The sequence below is a fragment of the Pseudoalteromonas shioyasakiensis genome (genome assembly GCF_001550135.1).
In the GTDB taxonomy this organism is placed as follows: domain Bacteria; phylum Pseudomonadota; class Gammaproteobacteria; order Enterobacterales; family Alteromonadaceae; genus Pseudoalteromonas; species Pseudoalteromonas shioyasakiensis.
On sequence record NZ_LRUE01000023.1, the window covers coordinates 80,364 to 97,654 of the forward strand.

The 17,291-nt window shown below is 41.7% G+C and carries 17 protein-coding genes; 4 read left to right on the forward strand and 13 right to left on the reverse strand.

The features are described from left to right. The first annotated feature begins 103 nt into the window (after positions 1–103). The 3 genes from PASHI_RS18555 (at position 104) to groL (ending at position 2,709) form a co-directional block, all read left to right on the forward strand. The gene (locus PASHI_RS18555) at positions 104–580 is read left to right on the forward strand and encodes an FxsA family protein (RefSeq protein ID WP_054552425.1); all 477 of its coding nucleotides are present in this window, start codon (positions 104–106) and stop codon (positions 578–580) included. Positions 581–723: 143 nt separating this feature from the next. Continuing rightward, positions 724–1,011 carry a co-chaperone GroES gene (locus PASHI_RS18560; RefSeq protein WP_036973362.1) on the forward strand — a complete coding sequence of 96 codons (288 nt, stop codon included), beginning with the start codon at positions 724–726 and terminating at the stop codon, positions 1,009–1,011. A gap of 51 nt (positions 1,012–1,062) precedes the next feature. Further along, positions 1,063–2,709, forward strand: a complete 1,647-nt coding sequence (gene groL / locus PASHI_RS18565; protein WP_062566647.1) for a chaperonin GroEL — start codon at positions 1,063–1,065, stop codon at positions 2,707–2,709. Between the two features lie 158 nt (positions 2,710–2,867). Here the strand turns inward: groL and PASHI_RS18570 are convergent, their stop codons facing one another. The 12 genes from PASHI_RS18570 to PASHI_RS18625 all read right to left on the reverse strand — a co-directional run bounded on the left by PASHI_RS18570 (position 2,868) and on the right by PASHI_RS18625 (position 15,258). Next, positions 2,868–3,752 (reverse strand): thrombospondin type 3 repeat-containing protein, encoded by an 885-nt coding sequence (locus PASHI_RS18570; protein WP_062566648.1) that lies wholly within the window; start codon positions 3,750–3,752, stop codon positions 2,868–2,870. A gap of 488 nt (positions 3,753–4,240) precedes the next feature. Continuing rightward, positions 4,241–5,218 (reverse strand): DUF2971 domain-containing protein, encoded by a 978-nt coding sequence (locus PASHI_RS18575; RefSeq protein ID WP_062566649.1) that lies wholly within the window; start codon positions 5,216–5,218, stop codon positions 4,241–4,243. 63 nt (positions 5,219–5,281) lie between these two features. Further along, a complete protein-coding gene (locus PASHI_RS18580; RefSeq protein ID WP_062566650.1) occupies positions 5,282–6,775 on the reverse strand; it encodes a bifunctional ADP-dependent NAD(P)H-hydrate dehydratase/NAD(P)H-hydrate epimerase in 1,494 nt (497 codons plus the stop codon). A 118-nt stretch (positions 6,776–6,893) separates the two neighbouring features. Next, positions 6,894–7,706 (reverse strand): adenosylmethionine decarboxylase, encoded by an 813-nt coding sequence (speD, locus tag PASHI_RS18585; RefSeq protein ID WP_054552422.1) that lies wholly within the window; start codon positions 7,704–7,706, stop codon positions 6,894–6,896. 88 nt (positions 7,707–7,794) lie between these two features. Continuing rightward, positions 7,795–8,208 carry an OsmC family protein gene (locus PASHI_RS18590; RefSeq protein ID WP_055020887.1) on the reverse strand — a complete coding sequence of 138 codons (414 nt, stop codon included), beginning with the start codon at positions 8,206–8,208 and terminating at the stop codon, positions 7,795–7,797. A 145-nt stretch (positions 8,209–8,353) separates the two neighbouring features. Next, complete coding sequence (locus tag PASHI_RS18595) at positions 8,354–8,701, reverse strand: DUF3802 family protein (protein WP_054563480.1); 348 nt, start codon at positions 8,699–8,701, stop codon at positions 8,354–8,356. Between the two features lie 128 nt (positions 8,702–8,829). Then, positions 8,830–10,299: a succinylglutamate-semialdehyde dehydrogenase gene (astD, locus tag PASHI_RS18600; RefSeq protein WP_062566651.1), complete on the reverse strand. Its 1,470-nt coding sequence runs from the start codon at positions 10,297–10,299 to the stop codon at positions 8,830–8,832. Between the two features lie 18 nt (positions 10,300–10,317). Then, positions 10,318–11,334 carry an arginine N-succinyltransferase gene (gene astA, locus PASHI_RS18605; protein ID WP_054563478.1) on the reverse strand — a complete coding sequence of 339 codons (1,017 nt, stop codon included), beginning with the start codon at positions 11,332–11,334 and terminating at the stop codon, positions 10,318–10,320. 80 nt (positions 11,335–11,414) lie between these two features. Beyond that, positions 11,415–12,620 carry an aspartate aminotransferase family protein gene (locus PASHI_RS18610; RefSeq protein ID WP_054563477.1) on the reverse strand — a complete coding sequence of 402 codons (1,206 nt, stop codon included), beginning with the start codon at positions 12,618–12,620 and terminating at the stop codon, positions 11,415–11,417. A gap of 369 nt (positions 12,621–12,989) precedes the next feature. Further along, positions 12,990–14,150 (reverse strand): HDOD domain-containing protein, encoded by a 1,161-nt coding sequence (locus tag PASHI_RS18615; protein WP_062566687.1) that lies wholly within the window; start codon positions 14,148–14,150, stop codon positions 12,990–12,992. A 48-nt stretch (positions 14,151–14,198) separates the two neighbouring features. Next, positions 14,199–14,777, reverse strand: a complete 579-nt coding sequence (locus PASHI_RS18620; RefSeq protein ID WP_054552416.1) for an anthranilate synthase component II — start codon at positions 14,775–14,777, stop codon at positions 14,199–14,201. A gap of 85 nt (positions 14,778–14,862) precedes the next feature. Continuing rightward, entirely contained in the window at positions 14,863–15,258 is a 396-nt protein-coding gene (locus tag PASHI_RS18625; RefSeq protein ID WP_054563476.1) for an acyl-CoA thioesterase, read from the reverse strand. 36 nt (positions 15,259–15,294) lie between these two features. On the opposite strand from PASHI_RS18625, the gene PASHI_RS18630 reads away from it, so the two are divergent. Then, positions 15,295–15,999, forward strand: coding sequence for a 2OG-Fe(II) oxygenase (locus tag PASHI_RS18630; protein ID WP_054563475.1), 705 nt, complete (start codon positions 15,295–15,297; stop codon positions 15,997–15,999). Between the two features lie 51 nt (positions 16,000–16,050). Here the strand turns inward: PASHI_RS18630 and PASHI_RS18635 are convergent, their stop codons facing one another. Continuing rightward, complete coding sequence (locus PASHI_RS18635; RefSeq protein ID WP_062566652.1) at positions 16,051–17,289, reverse strand: cysteine desulfurase-like protein; 1,239 nt, start codon at positions 17,287–17,289, stop codon at positions 16,051–16,053. Between the last annotated feature and the right edge of the window lie 2 nt (positions 17,290–17,291).

Consider the following 17,291-nt stretch of genomic DNA (forward strand, 5'->3'; position numbering starts at 1 on the left):
GTAGCGAGCAAGGTGATCCTAGGTTCCGTCTTGAAAAATGACCTGCTCACCCCAATTTATATTTCACTGACTCGAAAGAGAATGACATTTTTTAGAGAGCGTTATGTTTAGATTTTTGTTTTTGTTATTTATTTTAGTGCCGATTGTGGAGATCGCGTTACTCATCCAAGTGAGTGAAGTGATCGGCGGCTTTGCCACCATAGCGCTTGTAATTGTGACCGCGATTGTCGGTGCGAAATTAGTGAAGCAGCAAGGTATGGGCGCGATTCAAAACGTGCAATTACAAATGGCACAAGGGCAAATGCCTGCAAAAGAATTATTTACTGGATTATGTGTCATTATCGCCGGTGTTTTATTAATGACACCAGGCATCATGACTGACTTTTTTGGCTTTTTACTACTTACGCCAGCAATCCGCAACAAACTGGCTGCAGGCCTTGCCAGCCAAGCGACTGTACGTATGAGTTCGCAGGCAAATCAAGGCTCTGCACACTTCCAATATCATAGTAAAACAACCACTCATGAAGAGCCAAACCATCAACCTACAACTATTGATGGTGAATTTGAGCGAAAAGATTAAAATTTTTTAATTTTTGTACTTGGATTTTTTTAAGCCACCCCCATTAATGAATGCAATGAAACGCAACGGGTGGCTTAGCACTCCCCTGCAATAACACAAGATTTTTTCTGTACTGTTCAGAAACTGTTAGGAGAACTAAATAAATGAACATTCGTCCTTTACATGATCGCGTCATCGTTAAGCGTCTAGAAGAAGAAACTAAGTCTGCTGGCGGTATTGTATTAACTGGCTCTGCAGCTGAAAAATCAACTCGCGGAGAAGTTATCGCTGTTGGTAATGGCCGTGTTTTAGACAACGGTGAAGTAAGAGCATTAGAAGTTAAAGCCGGTGACACTGTGCTGTTCGGCTCTTATGTTGAAAAAGCTGAAAAGATCGAAGGTCAAGAGTACCTGATCATGCGTGAAGATAACATTCTAGGCATTGTAGGCTAATCCTACTTTTCGTTTAGCAACCCGTTTACAGAATTTAAGAGGAATTTAATCATGGCAGCAAAAGAAGTACTTTTTGCAGGTGACGCACGTGGCAAAATGCTAACTGGCGTAAATATTTTAGCAAACGCAGTAAGAGTAACTTTAGGTCCTAAAGGCCGTAACGTTGTATTAGACAAATCATTCGGCGCTCCAGTGATCACTAAAGATGGTGTATCTGTAGCAAAAGAGATCGAGCTTGAAGACAAGTTCGAAAACATGGGCGCACAAATGGTTAAAGAAGTAGCGTCTAAAGCGAATGACGCTGCTGGTGACGGTACAACAACTGCAACAGTATTAGCGCAAGCTATCGTAAACGAAGGCTTAAAAGCAGTTGCAGCGGGTATGAACCCAATGGACCTTAAGCGCGGTATCGACAAAGCAGTTACTGCGGCAGTTGAAGAGCTTAAAGCACTTTCTGTTCCATGTGCAGACACTAAAGCAATTGCACAAGTAGGTACTATTTCTGCTAACTCTGATAAAGAAATCGGTGACATCATTGCCGAAGCAATGGAAAAAGTAGGCCGTGATTCAGGCGTTATCACTGTTGAAGAAGGTCAGTCGTTAGAAAACGAACTAGACGTAGTTGAAGGTATGCAGTTTGACCGCGGTTACCTTTCTCCATACTTCATCAACAACGCTGAAAAAGGCGCTGTAGAGCTAGACAACCCATTCATTCTACTTGTAGACAAAAAAGTATCTAACATCCGTGAGCTACTACCTACATTAGAAGCTGTTGCTAAAGCTAGCAAGCCACTACTTATCATTGCTGAAGACCTTGAAGGTGAAGCACTTGCAACACTTGTTGTGAACAACATGCGCGGTATCGTTAAAGTATCTGCGGTTAAAGCTCCTGGTTTTGGCGACCGTCGTAAAGCAATGCTGCAAGACATCGCAGTATTAACAGGTGGTACTGTTATTTCTGAAGAAATCGGTTTAGAGCTAGAAAAAGCGACAATCGAAGACCTAGGTACAGCGAAGCGCGTTGTGATCACTAAAGATGATACAACAATCATCGACGGTGCAGGCGAAGAAGACGGCATCAATGGTCGTGTTGCACAAATCAAAGCACAAATCGAAGAAGCGACGTCTGACTACGATAAAGAGAAACTACAAGAGCGTATGGCTAAACTAGCTGGCGGTGTTGCAGTAATCAAAGTTGGCGCAGCAACTGAAATCGAAATGAAAGAGAAGAAAGACCGCGTTGAAGATGCACTACACGCAACTCGCGCAGCGGTTGAAGAAGGTGTTGTACCTGGTGGTGGTGTTGCACTAGTTCGCGTAGCAAGCAAACTTGTTGAACTTGCTGGCGACAACGAAGACCAAAGCCACGGTATTAAAGTTGCACTACGTGCGATGGAAGCACCACTTCGTCAAATCGTAACTAACGCAGGTGACGAAGCATCTGTTGTTGTTAACTCAGTAAAAGGCGGTGAAGGTAACTACGGTTACAACGCAGCATCAGGCGAGTACAACGACATGATCGAAATGGGTATCTTAGACCCAACTAAAGTAACGCGTTCTGCACTACAGTACGCAGCTTCAATCGCGGGTCTTATGATCACAACTGAAGCTATGGTTGCTGAAATCCCGAAAGATGAGCCAGCTGCTCCAGATATGGGCGGCATGGGCGGCATGGGTGGTATGGGCGGCATGATGTAATCATCCCCCCGGTAAAAATCTTTATTTAAAGATATTACCCGAAGGTACCTCCCCTTCAAAAGAAAGCCCCTATTAACACATGTTTTTAGGGGCTTTTTTACGATTATAGAAACTTAGTCTGATTTATAAATTATTTGATAAGAGCTATTCTAAGCTCCTTACTTTTTTGATTTACTTTGCTTAGGTTTACCTTTATCTGATTTAGCAGCTTCACTGACAATCGCGTCTTTTTGCTCTTCGGTAATTAAAGCTTGATCTAAAAGCTGTTCAGCCGCTTTTGCAACACAACTGACGTATTTACCATGGTTAGCAAACTCTGACGATTCACCACATTGTGCAGCCATATGTTGTTCAACTGAACATCCTTCATAGGTTACCGCCTCTAGAGCAGGAGTGTCTGGGCAGTAATCAAAATCATTATTTACTCCATCGCCGTCAACATCGGCATCACACTCATCACCTTGACCATCCTGATCAAAGTCTAGCTGATCAGGGTTTGCAACTTCAGGGCAATTATCGACAGCATCAGGTATACCGTCTTGATCCATATCTTCATCAACGATACCTATCGGGTCACTGATAGTTGAAACAAGGCAATAATCATCACATGAATAAGTTAATGATGCCGGCATATCATCCCATACAGCCAAAACAGTGCCGTACGTTGCATCATTTGTGTAAATTAACCAAGTTAACCCTCCCCAAGGAACATCATATAATGCACTACCATCATTAATGATTGTATAACTGGTTGGTCTTGGACGAATATCAAATGCCCCTATGCCTGAGCCATAGTTGAACATTTGCATCGCAAATTTTCCATCTTCAGTACGAAAACCATCTTCATACATTTGCTGCGTAGTGTAAGTTCCAAACGATCCACCCGACATAACCTGCTCAGAGGATATTGAGATTGTCGAACCGTTAATACTGCCATTTGTGGGTTGTAAGTGAATAGTTCCAGTCATAGCTGTCACATCTGCAAATGCCACTGCAGACACAAAACACGAGGCCACTCCTGAAATAAGTAAGTGCTTATTCATATTTATATCCTTAAATTTGGTAGGGTTGGAATGTGCATTCCAAACATCACCCAGAAGTTTAGTGAAGCAGTATGAGGCAATTTTATAAGGTGTATAAAACATTCCCGAGACATGGCGAAACGAGCTTTTCTGAAACTGCGGCTTAATATTTGTAGACAATCCCAAAAAAGTCAATTTACAACCAATAATAATTTACAAAAAATTTACTGGTGTTACCGCGAAGATTTAAATTTAAAACCAAAAAACAGGATAGAAATAAAAGCAATGAAAATCAACACTTTAATAATCGACAGGATTCGAGAAGTAAGAATTTAAGATAGCATGCGAGTCCAAGTTACTTTGCCTAGATTGTTTGTACCATTTAACAGAACAATAAACTAATAGCTAAGTTCACAAGCGCCCCCAACATCTAAGGCTCTAGGCTCTAGGCTCTAGGCTCTAGGCTCTAGGCTCTATTCAATTATGCTTAGGTTGGAAAATATTACAATTTACAAGGTGGTTCTTAAAGTAGCCGTGCTTTGCTCAACTATAGCTTCAACATCAAACTTCCTGAGTAACATTTCTGTACTCTTTACCTTGCTTTCAATATGAGAATCAGACCTGACTATAATCTTCTTGATAGCATTTAGGTCTATCGGCACAGGTTGATATGGTATGAATGCCCCATTGGTTGAGATTCTAAAATTTAATTCTGGGAATTCCGAAGAATCATACTCTTCAATTATTTGGCCATTATTTTTTATACGATCTAACCTGGAAACAAGTAATCTAATTTCTAATTCGTTTTTATAAGAAACTTGTTTATACATTGCCAATAAATTGTTCATTTTCAAAAACGAGTGAGCCCTATGAATTGCAGCCTCATTATCTAGACTATAACCTTGCTTCTCAGATAGTTTTGCTATTTGATAAAAATATACAAGCTCTTCGTATATTATTTTAGCAACTTTATTCAAAATTTCGTCTGGTGTTTCCCCGTAGTAAACACTTTCAAATTCTATATTCACCCCCTCAATTACATTTTCAATCAACTCCTTTTTATCAAAAACAATACAATACCCAGTGATATTATGGGCGTAAGATAGCCAATGTGTATTGCTATCTATCCCTTCATAATTAGCAAATGAAGTAACATATATGTTTTCACTCATATTCTGATCTGCTTCAGATATTAGCTTTCTGACTTGCTCTCTTACGAAGCTCACTTCTTCTTCACTCTTTATAAAATCAAGCGGCCCTTTCTTGCCTTGAGATAATTGTTGATCTGAGTAATAGCTTCCAAATAAATCTTCTACTATCCTTTGAATTTTATCTTTGTCCCTAAGAATATAATTAAAAGCCGCGTTAAACTCCCCAGTATCATTCAAGTACCTAGGATGTGTTGCCCATAATTGCTTACTATTAAGTATTCCCATCAAGCCTTCAGCTGATGTGTAATGGCAGATATGATTTTTATTTTCTTGCATTCTTTTTCTTAATATAAATTTTTCGATTTATGATGTATTTCACTTAGTCTTATCGCTTAAAACTTACAGCTTAAAGCTGCCATTAACCAACTCCCTCACTATCGCAAACAAGTCACTCGCTAACATGCCTCTTTCACCTTCACGTTCTGCGGCAATATCACCGGCTTTTGCATGTAAGGTTACACCTAAACACGCTGCTTGCTGAGGAGTAAGCCCCTGTGCGATCAATGCCGCTATGATACCTGTTAATACATCGCCACTGCCGCCAACCGCAAGTGCAGGGTTACCGTCGGTACACACCCATGTTTGGTTATTATCAGCAATTAAACTGCCAGCACCTTTGAGTACACAAGTAGTGGTATAGCTACGTGCGAGCTGCTTTACTGCATGAAAGCGATTTTCTTCAATATCGCTAGCGCGACAATTAAGTAACCTGGCAGCCTCACCGGGGTGTGGTGTAATAACGGTATTAGCAAATGGAAATGACGAAGCATGCTGAGCCATTAAATTAAGTGCATCAGCATCAATAACCAGAGGCTTGTTATTAGTAAAGCAATACTGCATTACTGCTTCAAAGGTTGTTTCCGACCAAGTGTCTTGGCCAAGCCCTGGGCCAATAGCAACACAGGTTGCCCACTCTAGGGCGCTAATCAGGTTTGTATCTGTCACCATTAGCTCTGGCCGGCCAATACTCACAGGTAGAATAGAGCTACTATGGGTATACACTTTGACCATGCCCGCACCGCTGCGAAGCGCAGCCTCTGCGGTTAAACGAATAGCGCCTGCAGTGCCAGCATTACCACCAACACACAGCAATTTACCATGGCTGGCTTTATGGCTGTTGTTATCGCGCTTAGGAAGCCTAGCTTGGCTCTGATAATTGATAAGCTCAGCCGTGGGTGATGTCTGTTTTAAAAAGGCATCTTCAATACCTAAATCATTAAACTCTAATGTCCCTGCATGCGCTCTACCTTGCCCTGTCACTAAACCTTGTTTAATCCCCACAAAAGTCACAGTAAGCGCGGCTTTTATTGCGACTCCTTGTATGACACCTGTGTCGGCATGAATACCTGAGGGTAGATCAATAGCAACTATCGGCACTTGGCTTTCGTTGGCAGCTTTAATCAGCTGTGAAAAAGGCTCGCGCACCGCGCTTTGAATTCCTGTGCCAAGCAGGCCATCAATAATGATATCTGCACGCTCAATAGCACTGGCATCAGCGGTTATTGCCCCTCCGGCGTCAAGCCAAGCTTGCTGAGCACTGAGCGCATCACCTTTAAAAGGTTTATCAGATATTGCTGTAATAACCGTAACCTGTTTGCCCGCTTGTTTAGCTAAGCGAGCAACAACATAACCATCACCGGCATTGTTACCAACGCCCGCTAACACTACGAATGTACTTGCTTTAGGAAAATAGCTGATAGCTTGCTGATAAGTCGCCAGCCCTGCTCGCTCCATAAGCTCATACAAGGTAACGCCAGAGCGCTTAGCTGCGGGTCCTTCATGGTCACGAACTTGCTCTGCTAAAAATACTGACTGCGAGAGAACAACTGACATATCTATCCTTAAATTGGCCTTTTAATCAGCATATAAGTACAGATGAGTGCAGTCAATGAGGCATAAAAAAACGGCGCGTAACTTACATTACGCGCCGTTTCTTTAAAGCTATAGTGACTTACTCAGTGTCTGGTAAGTTGCGACCGTAGAAGATTTCTTGCATCTCGCGGGTCAGCTTAGAGTAGATAACTTCTTCTTCTTCTTCCGAAAGATCTGCTGTAGAAACACCGAATAGGTAAGTATTCAAGTCAGTTTCTTTTAACATCATCTTCGTGTGGAACAAGTTCTCTTGATACACGTTCACGTCCATCATTTGGTACGCTTCTTTGGTATCTTCAGTCATATAGTTCTGAATTGAGTTAATCGCGTGATCGATATAGTGTTTTACACCATCAACGTCACGAGTAAAACCACGTACGCGGTAGTCAATTGTTACAACATCAGACTCAAGGCTGTGAATTAAGAAGTTTAACGCTTTTAATGGCGAAATAATGCCACACGTTGATACTTCGATATCAGCACGGAACGTACAAATACCATCATCAGGGTGTGCTTCTGGGTATGTGTGAACACAAATGTGGCTCTTGTCTAAGTGTGCTACCACTGTTTCAGGAAGAGGACCCGGCGCTTCATCAACGTCATACGTTGTTTGTTGCTCAATTGGCTCTTCAGAGATCAAGATTGTTACGCTGGCGCCTTGCGGATCATAATCTTGGCGAGAAACATTTAGAATGTTTGCGCCAATAATATCCACAACTTCACCTAAAATATCGGTAAGGCGATCAGCACTGTACTGTTCGTCGATATATTCAATATATTCTTTACGCTGTTGTTCCGTCTTTGCGTAACAAATATCGTAAATACTAAAACTTAAGCTCTTAGTTAAGTTATTAAAGCCATGAAGCTTAATTTTATCGAAGGGTTTATTCATGCTAAACCAACCTTAAAACGAGTGAAACCTGCACCAGCAGAAATAAAAGTTCGCGGATTTTATACGAATTTCCTGCTCGGAAAAAGCGTTATTTTACCTGTTCTTGCACAACTTCATGACTATGCGTAATTTCTACTGTCTTATCAAGCATTAAGGCTACAGAACAATACTTTTCAGCAGATAATTGTACCGCTCTTGCAAGGTGCTTTTCAGAGACATTATCACCGGTAACCACAAAGTGTAGATTAATCTTGGTAAACACGCGAGGTGCTGACTCAGCACGCTCTGCAGATAGCTTAACTTGCACATCAGAAAATGACTGTTTTGCTTTTTTTAAAATACTAACAACATCAACAGATGAACAACAACCCGCTGACATTAAAACCATTTCCATTGGGCTTGGCGCAGCGCTATCGCTACCTGCATCAAAAACTACATTGTGACCTGAATTTGAAAGGCCAATAAACGTATCGCCTTCTACCCATTTTACATTCGCTTGCATGTGCTTTATCTCTTAAAGTTATTTTGCTTGATTGTAAGCAAGTCACACACAGATGCAAGGGATAAGAGGTGAGCTTTAAAGGAAAGCGAGTTGCTAACTTTGAGCTGCTCGCTTAAAGACTAGAAATTGTGTTGTGCTTTATAAGTTAGGCACTTTCTACAACAGCACTATCGAATAAGTTTTTTACTAATCCAGCAAACTCATCAATAAACGCGTGTTGTTCAACGGTTACTGTGTGATTTGTAACGCTGCTCAGCACTTCTTGTAAGTCATATACGATACCGTCGACTTCGCGAACAATTTGGCTGCGTTGTTCAGTATTAAGCTCTGTGTGTTGCTCGCAAAGTAACATGACATTTTCTGCTATCACGTCTTCAATCAGCTCTAACACTGTTGGAGCTCCTGGTTTAATTTGACCCGGCTTCTCAAAAAGCGCTAAATTTTGAGTGAGATACATGACAAGATCATCGTACCCTTGCCTATCTAAAACCATACGACTGCACACCTAATAAAAAACTATCTCTTTAGATTTAAGCAGAAAGCGCTTTTAATTGCTACCTTTGCCAAGCATCTCATACAAAAAAAGCAGCCGAAGCTGCTTTTTATAATAATTTACGATTATTAATCGATTTTTAAGCCTGGGCTTAATGTCGCTGGCATTGCTACTTTTTCAAGCTCTACCGAAGCGACAGGGTATGCACAATAGTCAGCAGCATAATATGCGCTTGCTCTGTGGTTACCTGATGCACCAATACCACCAAATGGTGCTGCACTTGATGCACCTGTGATAGGACGGTTCCAGTTTACGATACCTGCGCGAATACGACGAAGGAAATGGTCGTAATCTGCTGCGCTGTCGCTTAATAAACCAGCTGATAAACCAAAGCTTGTGTCATTCGCTTTATCAATAGCGGCATCAAAATCAGTGAAGCGGAATACTTTAAGCAGTGGTCCAAAGTGCTCTTCGTCTGGGAAGTTAGCGACATTTGTACACTCTAAAATACCCGGTGTCACAAAGCCGGTATTTTCTTTGTGCGTTAGCTCAACTAACACTTCAGCGCCAAGCTCAACAAGTTGCTGTTGTGCTGTGACCATACCAGCTGCTGCTGCTGAAGAAATCATTGACCCGATGAAAGGTTGCTCTTCTGCGTCGTAGTCACCTACTTTAATAGCTTTAGTTGCTTTAATAAGACCCGCTAAGATGGCATCACCTTGCTCGCCTGCAGGTAAGAATAACTTACGCGCACACGTACAACGTTGACCTGTAGAGATAAACGCTGATTGAATAATATCGTGGATAGCCGCTTTAGTGTCAGCAACATCAGTAACGATAAGCGGGTTATTACCACCCATTTCTAAAGCTAAGATTTTACCCGGTTGACCAGCAAACTGCTCATGTAAAATATGACCAGTGCGCGAAGAGCCAGTAAAGAATAAACCGTCGATCCCTTTATGAGATGCAAGCGCTTTACCCGTTTCTACTTCACCTTGCACAAGGTTGATAACACCTGCAGGGAGACCCGCCTTTTGCCATAACTTTAACGTTAACTCAGCAACTGCTGGCGTTAGCTCAGACGGTTTAAATACCACGGTATTGCCTGCTAATAGTGCAGGTACAATGTGACCATTTGGTAAGTGACCAGGAAAGTTATAAGGGCCAAACACAGCTACAACACCATGCGGCTTGTGACGGATCATCGCACGACCTTGTGGCATTGGGTTTTCAACATCGCCTGTACGCTCTAAAAATGCTTTTTCAGAGATAGCAATTTTACCCACCATCGCACCTGCTTCAGTACGTGTTTCCCATAGTGGTTTACCGGTTTCTTGTGCGATAGCAATCGCTAATTCTTCGCTGTGCTCTTTCAGTGTTTCTGCGAATGTTTTTACAATCGCTAAACGCTCTGCAAATGTTTTATCAGCCCAGCTGTAAAACGCTTCACGTGCAGCAGCGACTGCGCCGTCTACTTGTTCTGCGGTGGCAGTGTTTGCTTGCCAAATTACATCGTTATTTGCTGGGTTTACAGATTGAAAAGTATGACCTAGGCCTGCTTGCCATTGACCATTAATAAATTGCGCTGCATGAGTCATTAATATGTCTCCTGAATTCTATAGTTCTGCAAGTGATACTGAATCACCCGCTTCTAAGTGAAGTGCTTTTGCTAGTTCACTTGAGATTACGATGCTATCGGCATCGCATGATAGGCTAACTTGAGTCACGGTTGCTCTAAAATCAGCAATTTTATCATTTGCTAACAATACCGTGGTGTCGCCTTGGCTTTCACCAATTTCAACTTTAACTGTGTGGGCATTTCTGACTGTAGCAATGTTATCTACTTTTGCTTCAACAGTTGGGCCTGCATCAAAAATGTCTACATAACCATTAAAGGTGAAACCTTCGCTCTTTAATAGTTCAATCGCAGGGCGTGTGTTGTCATGTACTTGACCAATCACAGCTTGTGCATCTTTGCTCAGTAAGTTGACGTAAATTGGGTATTTAGGCATTAACTCAGCAATAAATACTTTCTGGCCAATACCCGTTAAGTAATCTGCCGTTGGAAAGTCCATTGAGAAAAAGTGCTCTTCTAGCCATTGCCAGAATGGGCTTTCGCCGCTTTCGTCAGACACACCACGCATTTCAGCAATGACGGTGTCAGCAAAACGTTCTCTATGTTGATTAATAAACATAAAACGCGCTTTTGAAAGCAATTTACCGTTATTATTTTTACGGTAGCCATCTTTTAAGAATAATGTACATAGCTCAGTTGCACCGGTGTAATCATTACACAGAGTTAAAATATCAACGGCTTTATACACGTCTAGCGTACGAGAAGAATGAATTACTTTGCTTAAATGATAATGATAAAAAGCATCATCTAAACCAACAGCAGCTTCAATACCCGAAGTCCCTACAACTTCACCCGTTTCGCTATCTTCAAGAACAAACAAGTAACCTTCATCACCTGGCTGCTGTGCTGCTTTTGCAAATGAGCTGACAGAATGATCAATTTTCTTTTGTAATAACTCTTCATTATTAGGCAAAGACGTAAAGCCATGGCCTGACTCAACAGCAATCTTTACTAACGCTTGGTAATCGCTTTGCTGGATTGGGCGAAGGATCATCATAAGTCCGCTTGCTCCCTTATAAATAACGGTAAATTAAGAAATGTGGGCAAGCTTAACTTGCCCTGAAATGACAGTTTCGTTTAGCCGTTAACGACTTTTGCAACTGCTTTTTCGAAACGAGCCATACCTTCGCGGATATCAGCTTCTGGAATTACAAGTGACGGAGTGAAACGAACAACATCAGCGCCAGCCACTAAAGACATAACGCCTTCTGCTGTACCAGCCACTAAAAACTCTTTTGCACGACCTTTGAATTGCTCTGTTACTACAGCACCAATTAATAGGCCTTCGCCACGGATTTCAGTGAATACATTGTACTTTTCGTTAATCGCAGTTAATAACTCGCGGAATAACGCTGACTTTTCTTTAACACCATTAAGTACGTCAGGAGTATTTACTGTGTCGAATGCAGCTTCTGCTACTGCACACGCAAGTGGGTTACCACCGTAAGTAGAACCATGAGTACCTACTTTTAAGTGCTTAGCAATATCAGTTGTGGTGATCATTGCACCGATAGGGAAACCACCACCTAACGCTTTTGCAGTCGTTAAGATATCAGGAGTTACATTTAGACCTTGATAAGCATAAAGCTCGCCCGTACGACCAACACCTGTTTGTACTTCATCAAAGATAAGTAGTGCATTGTGCTTTGTACATAACTCACGAACACCTTCAACAAACTCAGCAGTTGGCGAAATGATACCGCCTTCACCTTGCAGAGGCTCCATCATTACTGCACAAGTGCTGTCTGAGATAAGCGCTTCAAATGCTGCTAAATCGTTGTAGTCACAGTGAACGATATCACCAGGTTTTGGACCAAAACCATCAGAGTATGCAGCTTGACCACCTACTGTTACTGTGAAGAAGGTACGGCCGTGGAAACCTTTGTTGAATGAGATAATTTGTGACTTTTGCTCACCAAAGTTATCAAGTGCAAAACGGCGTGCAAGTTTAAGTGCCGCTTCGTTAGCTTCTGCACCAGAGTTAGCAAAATATACTTTTTCAGCGAACGTTGCGTCAGTTAGCTTTTTAGCTAAGCGAAGCGCTGGCTCATTAGTCATTACATTTGATAAGTGCCAAATTTTTTCGCCTTGCTCTTTTAATGCACTTACAAGAGCTGGGTGACAATGGCCAAGACAGTTAACAGCAATACCACCAGCAAAATCGATAAATTCGCGACCTTCTTGGTCCCATACGCGAGAGCCTTCGCCTCGAACTGGAATAACACTTGATGGTGCATAGTTAGGAACCATTACTTGATCAAATAATTCGCGATTGACTGTCATTTTATATCCTCATAATTGTAAGCACACTCAGAGTAAGGTGGCGCTCTAAAGCTAAACTAAGCCATTTTACTTAGTCGATTGAGCTTAGCGCAAAATCACCAAAATTACTCTTTGGTTCAATTTTCATTCATCCATTATTCCAGAAAATTTTCGTCCTGTCTCTTAGAAAACTTTCATGTAGCCCTTGAAAATAAAGGGCTTGAGATATTTTTTCATGGATAGTGAATAACTATTTGAAGGCTATTTTTTGCTCTAAATACTATAAAAAGGCGTACGGCTAGTGAGCCAAGCAGAGGCTAAAGAGAAAAAATTTGTCACTGCGGATTGATAAACAATGAATGAATAGTCGCAAAAAAATTAACAATTTTTTTAATTAATTTGAATATGAAAGCGATCAAAATTGCATTTTGCTAGCTGATCAAGCTCTTCTTTAGTGAAATCGAAGTGTGCAAACCAACGCTCAGTTTCGTCATTTTCGACTAGTTGATGCTCATTTAAACTTAAATATTGAGCGTAACAACGTGCTTTTAAAATCACCTTGGTAAGCGGCAAATACTCATCGTTTTTAGCTAAAGGTGTAGTTAACTGCTGCATTACCGCATTAAATGGCAAATACCTAAAAGCCATTTTCTCAATTACGGTGGCTGTTACCTTCATCGACTGCTTATTTAGCAAGGTGCTTAAAAATAAAGGATCCGGTTTTAGCTCTAATAAAGCTGTGTGTAGATCTTTCTTTTGCTCATCACGGGCTTTCGTTACTTGGCGCTGCCAAACTAACTCAAAAATACGAAGGTATATACGTACTAGCGCTATCTTACCCACGTCGAGTAGCATACCTAAGGTAAACGCGTGCACCTCATTTACACCATTTAATTTAGCAAGTTCTTGAGCAGCAATGGCACACGCCATTGAGTTATCACGAAGTCGACGCTTTAGTAGTGGAAATGGCTCTGTACTGTGTGGCATCCAATGACGTACCGCAAAGGTTGGCACGACAAACTTTAAGTTATCTAAACCAATGTAGCGAAGCGCTAACAGTGGGTTATCGACTTGAACTGAAGTGTGTTTATTACGTTGTTTTCGATAGAAAGGTAAATTCACAAACGCAACTAGCTCACGACCTAACCAACTCAAATCTTTAACTAACGGCTCTAGTCGACCTACTGAGGCCGAACGCACAGCTAAAATATCTAAAATAGCAGGTACGCTATCTTGAATCCCTATAGTTTCATGAATTACTGAATCAATGTCTTCAAGCTGCTTATGCATGGCAGCCTCAATCACTTGGTGTAATTGCTTGCTCGCCTGTGCACGGTATTTATGGTGAGCAGTGCTACTCTTTTGACGTTTTTTCTCGGCAGCAACTTCTACTTCTAATAGAGTTCGCTGCTCCATTGATTCGCCATAATCAATTTCAAGGGTATGAATAAAGCCAATTTGACGCTGTGCAAAACTGTGACCAAGCAAAAGATCGTGCGCGCGCTCATTAAGCACCATCGCAGTCCTTTGTTGTCGGGTTTCTTCGGTCATTTGCACAGGCGTATTGTCGGTCATATTTGTTAATTCACTAGCCTAAGGTTAGAAGCGAGTTAAAAAGTTAGCAAGTAATTCAAGCCCTTGTTGGGTCAAAATTGCTTCGGGGTGAAATTGCACTCCTTCAAGTGCTAAATCATTATGCATGATCCCCATAATTTCATCAAAATCAGAATTTTGTTCTGTCCATGCGGTAATAGTGAAGTCACTAGGCAGGCTTTGTTTATCCACCACTAAAGAATGGTAGCGGCATACCGTCAGCGGATTTGCCAAACCATTAAACACACCTTGATTGGTATGCTTAACTAACGAGGTTTTACCATGCATCACTTGCTTTGCACGAATAACATCAGCACCTAGAGCCTGAGCAATAGTTTGGTGTCCCAAGCAAATACCAAGAATTGGCAACTGCCCTTTTAATTGTTCGACCACTTGCAAGGAAATCCCCGCTTCGTTTGGTGAACATGGCCCAGGCGATAGTACGATGTGCTCAGGGTTAAGCTGTTTAATCTCAGCAATGCTGATCTCATCATTTCGTTTAACTAATACATCTTGGTCTAAGCGCTGAAAATATTGCACTAGGTTGTATGTAAACGAATCATAATTGTCGATCATTAACAGCATTGCGTGTAACCCAAAATTACTCAGTCAAAATAATGAAGGCGCATTTTACCCCAAGCGTTCATAAATGTCGGCAAAAAATGGGGTATTACTCAGCGATTAAATGCGCTGTAAGGTCAGCCCTTTCTTGCTCATTAAGTTTTTGCGAACATTTATTGGCAAAGTCATAACGTACTAGTACAGTTTTACCAACGGCACAGCAGTTATCTTGCTGCCAAGCCTCTTGGCGCAGTACAAATGAACTAGAGCCGATGTGCTCAACACTGGTTTTCACTGTGACATCGTGACCATAAAACAACTCACCCACAAAGCTTACTTCAACCTTAGCAATGATCAGTTTCCACTCATAAGGGTTTAAATCGGGCGTAAAAAACCTGAAAATAGGCGCTCGGGCGGCTTCAAACCATACAGGGAGTACGGTATTGTTGATGTGCCCTAGCACATCTGTTTCGCTAAAGCGTGGTGTGATAGTTTCAGTAAACATAGTAACCCTATAAAAAATATAAACTAAAGGTAGCTCATGACGGACTTTATTCGCGTATACGAAAACGCCCTCAGCAAAGAATTTTGCGACAACTTTATCACGGTATTTGAACAAAGCCCGCATTTAAAACAAGGCATTACCTCAGGCGGAGTAGATTTAGCGAAAAAAGACAGCCGCGATTTATACCTTAATAACCACCCCGAATACGCTGAGCAACTAAAGCATATTCAACAAACGACTGCGGGTTACGTCTTCAAATACCTTGAAGAGCATATTTTTATGATGATTGGTGCCTTTGGTTTAAAGGTTTACCATCCGCAAACGGGCAAACCTGTTGACTTAACACAGGATAACTTTGAAGAAGTCGGCAAACCACAATTGCCATTACTCGTGCAGCAAATTTTCCGCATGGGTCCAATTCAAGCACAGAAATACGATATCAATAAAGGTGGTTACCCTTATTGGCATAGCGAGGTATATCCGCAAGCAGGCCACAACGAGGCACTGCACCGCGTGCTGTTATTTATGTTTTATTTAAATGATGTAGAAGAAGGTGGCGAAACAGAGTTTTACTATCAACAACGAAAAATATCGCCTAAACAGGGTTCTATGGTCGTAGCACCGGGCTATTTTACCCACACGCACCGTGGTAATAAGCCAATTTCAAATGATAAGTATATTTTAACCTCGTGGGTCTTATTCAACCGCGCGGAACAAATTTATGGCCAACCACAATCCTAGCGGTAATAAGCAGCCCACTCGGGCTGCTTATAGCTTAATTAAAGCTCAGCTTTAATCTGCTAGTAATTGATCAAATAAATCAAAAACCTTATCAAGCTCTTCAATTGTGTTGTAATGCATACAACCAATGCGTACTACGCCGCCTGATTCTAATACACCTAGCTGCTTACATAAGCCTTGGGCGTAGAAGTTACCATCCCACACACAAATATGTTGCTTACCTAAAAATTCAGACACAACACGTGGCTCGATGCCTTCAAAAGTTAAAGCAAAAGTCGGTGTGCGATAAGCTATACGCTCTAGATCATCAATACCAAATAACTTGATGCGTGGGTAATCTGCTAAACGAGATAAAAAGTGCTTACTTAATGTCATTTCGTGCTGTTTAGTCATAGCAAATGCAGCCGCGAGTTTTTCTCGGCGTGAATGACTATCATCTAGCTCACTAATTGCAGCAATGTAATCAACAGCAGCAATTAATCCAGCTAGCGCTTCAAAGCTTTGTGTACCCGTTTCCCAGCGACCTGGCGCAACATCTTTTGCAGGTTCAACTTTATATGGTGTGAAACCTTCAAGGTGCTCACGTTTACCATAGACGATACCAAGATGAGGACCAAAGAACTTATATGCAGAGCAGGCTAAGAAGTCACAATCAAGTGCTTGTACATCTACAAGTTCATGAGGTGCGTAATGTACGGCATCAACATAAACTAGCGCACCAACAGCATGTGCAAGCTCAACGATGCGTTTAATGTCATTAATTGAACCTGTGGTGTTTGATGCATACGTCACTGCAACAAGCTTTGTTTTGCTAGATAAAAGGCTTTCAAAGTGTGCCATATCTAGGCTGCAATCAGCTTCGTTGATAAGGGTAGTTTTTACTGTCGCGCCTTTATCTTCAGCAGCTTGCTGCCAAGATGATACGTTTGAGAAGTGATCGGCATTGGTGACGATAATTTCATCATCAGCAGTCCAATCACGCGAGATGGCACGGCTAAAGCTAAACGTTAAGCTTGTCATGTTTGCACCAAACACGATTTGCTCTTTAGATGGCGCATTTAATAAATCGGCTGCAGCTTGGCGCGCATTTGCCATTAACTCTACCGTTTTATCACTTGAGAAAAATGCGCCGCCTAAGTTTGAGTTGAAGTAACCCAAATATGCACTCATAGCGCTTAGCACTGACTGTGGTACTTGCGAGCCACCCGGACCATCAAGGAAAATCGGTGACTGACCTGCAACTTGTTGCATAAGTGCAGGGAACTGGCGACGTAATTGCGTTAAGTTCATGA

Coding starts and splice junctions, on each gene's coding strand:
- PASHI_RS18555 (WP_054552425.1), top strand. CDS start 104: ATGTTTAGATTTTTGTTTTTGTTATTTATTTTAGTGCCGATTGTGGAG.
- PASHI_RS18560 (WP_036973362.1), top strand. CDS start 724: ATGAACATTCGTCCTTTACATGATCGCGTCATCGTTAAGCGTCTAGAA.
- groL (WP_062566647.1), top strand. CDS start 1,063: ATGGCAGCAAAAGAAGTACTTTTTGCAGGTGACGCACGTGGCAAAATG.
- PASHI_RS18570 (WP_062566648.1), bottom strand. CDS start 3,752: ATGAATAAGCACTTACTTATTTCAGGAGTGGCCTCGTGTTTTGTGTCT.
- PASHI_RS18575 (WP_062566649.1), bottom strand. CDS start 5,218: ATGCAAGAAAATAAAAATCATATCTGCCATTACACATCAGCTGAAGGC.
- PASHI_RS18580 (WP_062566650.1), bottom strand. CDS start 6,775: ATGTCAGTTGTTCTCTCGCAGTCAGTATTTTTAGCAGAGCAAGTTCGT.
- speD (WP_054552422.1), bottom strand. CDS start 7,706: ATGAATAAACCCTTCGATAAAATTAAGCTTCATGGCTTTAATAACTTA.
- PASHI_RS18590 (WP_055020887.1), bottom strand. CDS start 8,208: ATGCAAGCGAATGTAAAATGGGTAGAAGGCGATACGTTTATTGGCCTT.
- PASHI_RS18595 (WP_054563480.1), bottom strand. CDS start 8,701: ATGGTTTTAGATAGGCAAGGGTACGATGATCTTGTCATGTATCTCACT.
- astD (WP_062566651.1), bottom strand. CDS start 10,299: ATGACTCATGCAGCGCAATTTATTAATGGTCAATGGCAAGCAGGCCTA.
- astA (WP_054563478.1), bottom strand. CDS start 11,334: ATGATGATCCTTCGCCCAATCCAGCAAAGCGATTACCAAGCGTTAGTA.
- PASHI_RS18610 (WP_054563477.1), bottom strand. CDS start 12,620: ATGACAGTCAATCGCGAATTATTTGATCAAGTAATGGTTCCTAACTAT.
- PASHI_RS18615 (WP_062566687.1), bottom strand. CDS start 14,150: ATGACCGAAGAAACCCGACAACAAAGGACTGCGATGGTGCTTAATGAG.
- PASHI_RS18620 (WP_054552416.1), bottom strand. CDS start 14,777: ATGCTGTTAATGATCGACAATTATGATTCGTTTACATACAACCTAGTG.
- PASHI_RS18625 (WP_054563476.1), bottom strand. CDS start 15,258: ATGTTTACTGAAACTATCACACCACGCTTTAGCGAAACAGATGTGCTA.
- PASHI_RS18630 (WP_054563475.1), top strand. CDS start 15,295: ATGACGGACTTTATTCGCGTATACGAAAACGCCCTCAGCAAAGAATTT.
- PASHI_RS18635 (WP_062566652.1), bottom strand. CDS start 17,289: ATGAACTTAACGCAATTACGTCGCCAGTTCCCTGCACTTATGCAACAA.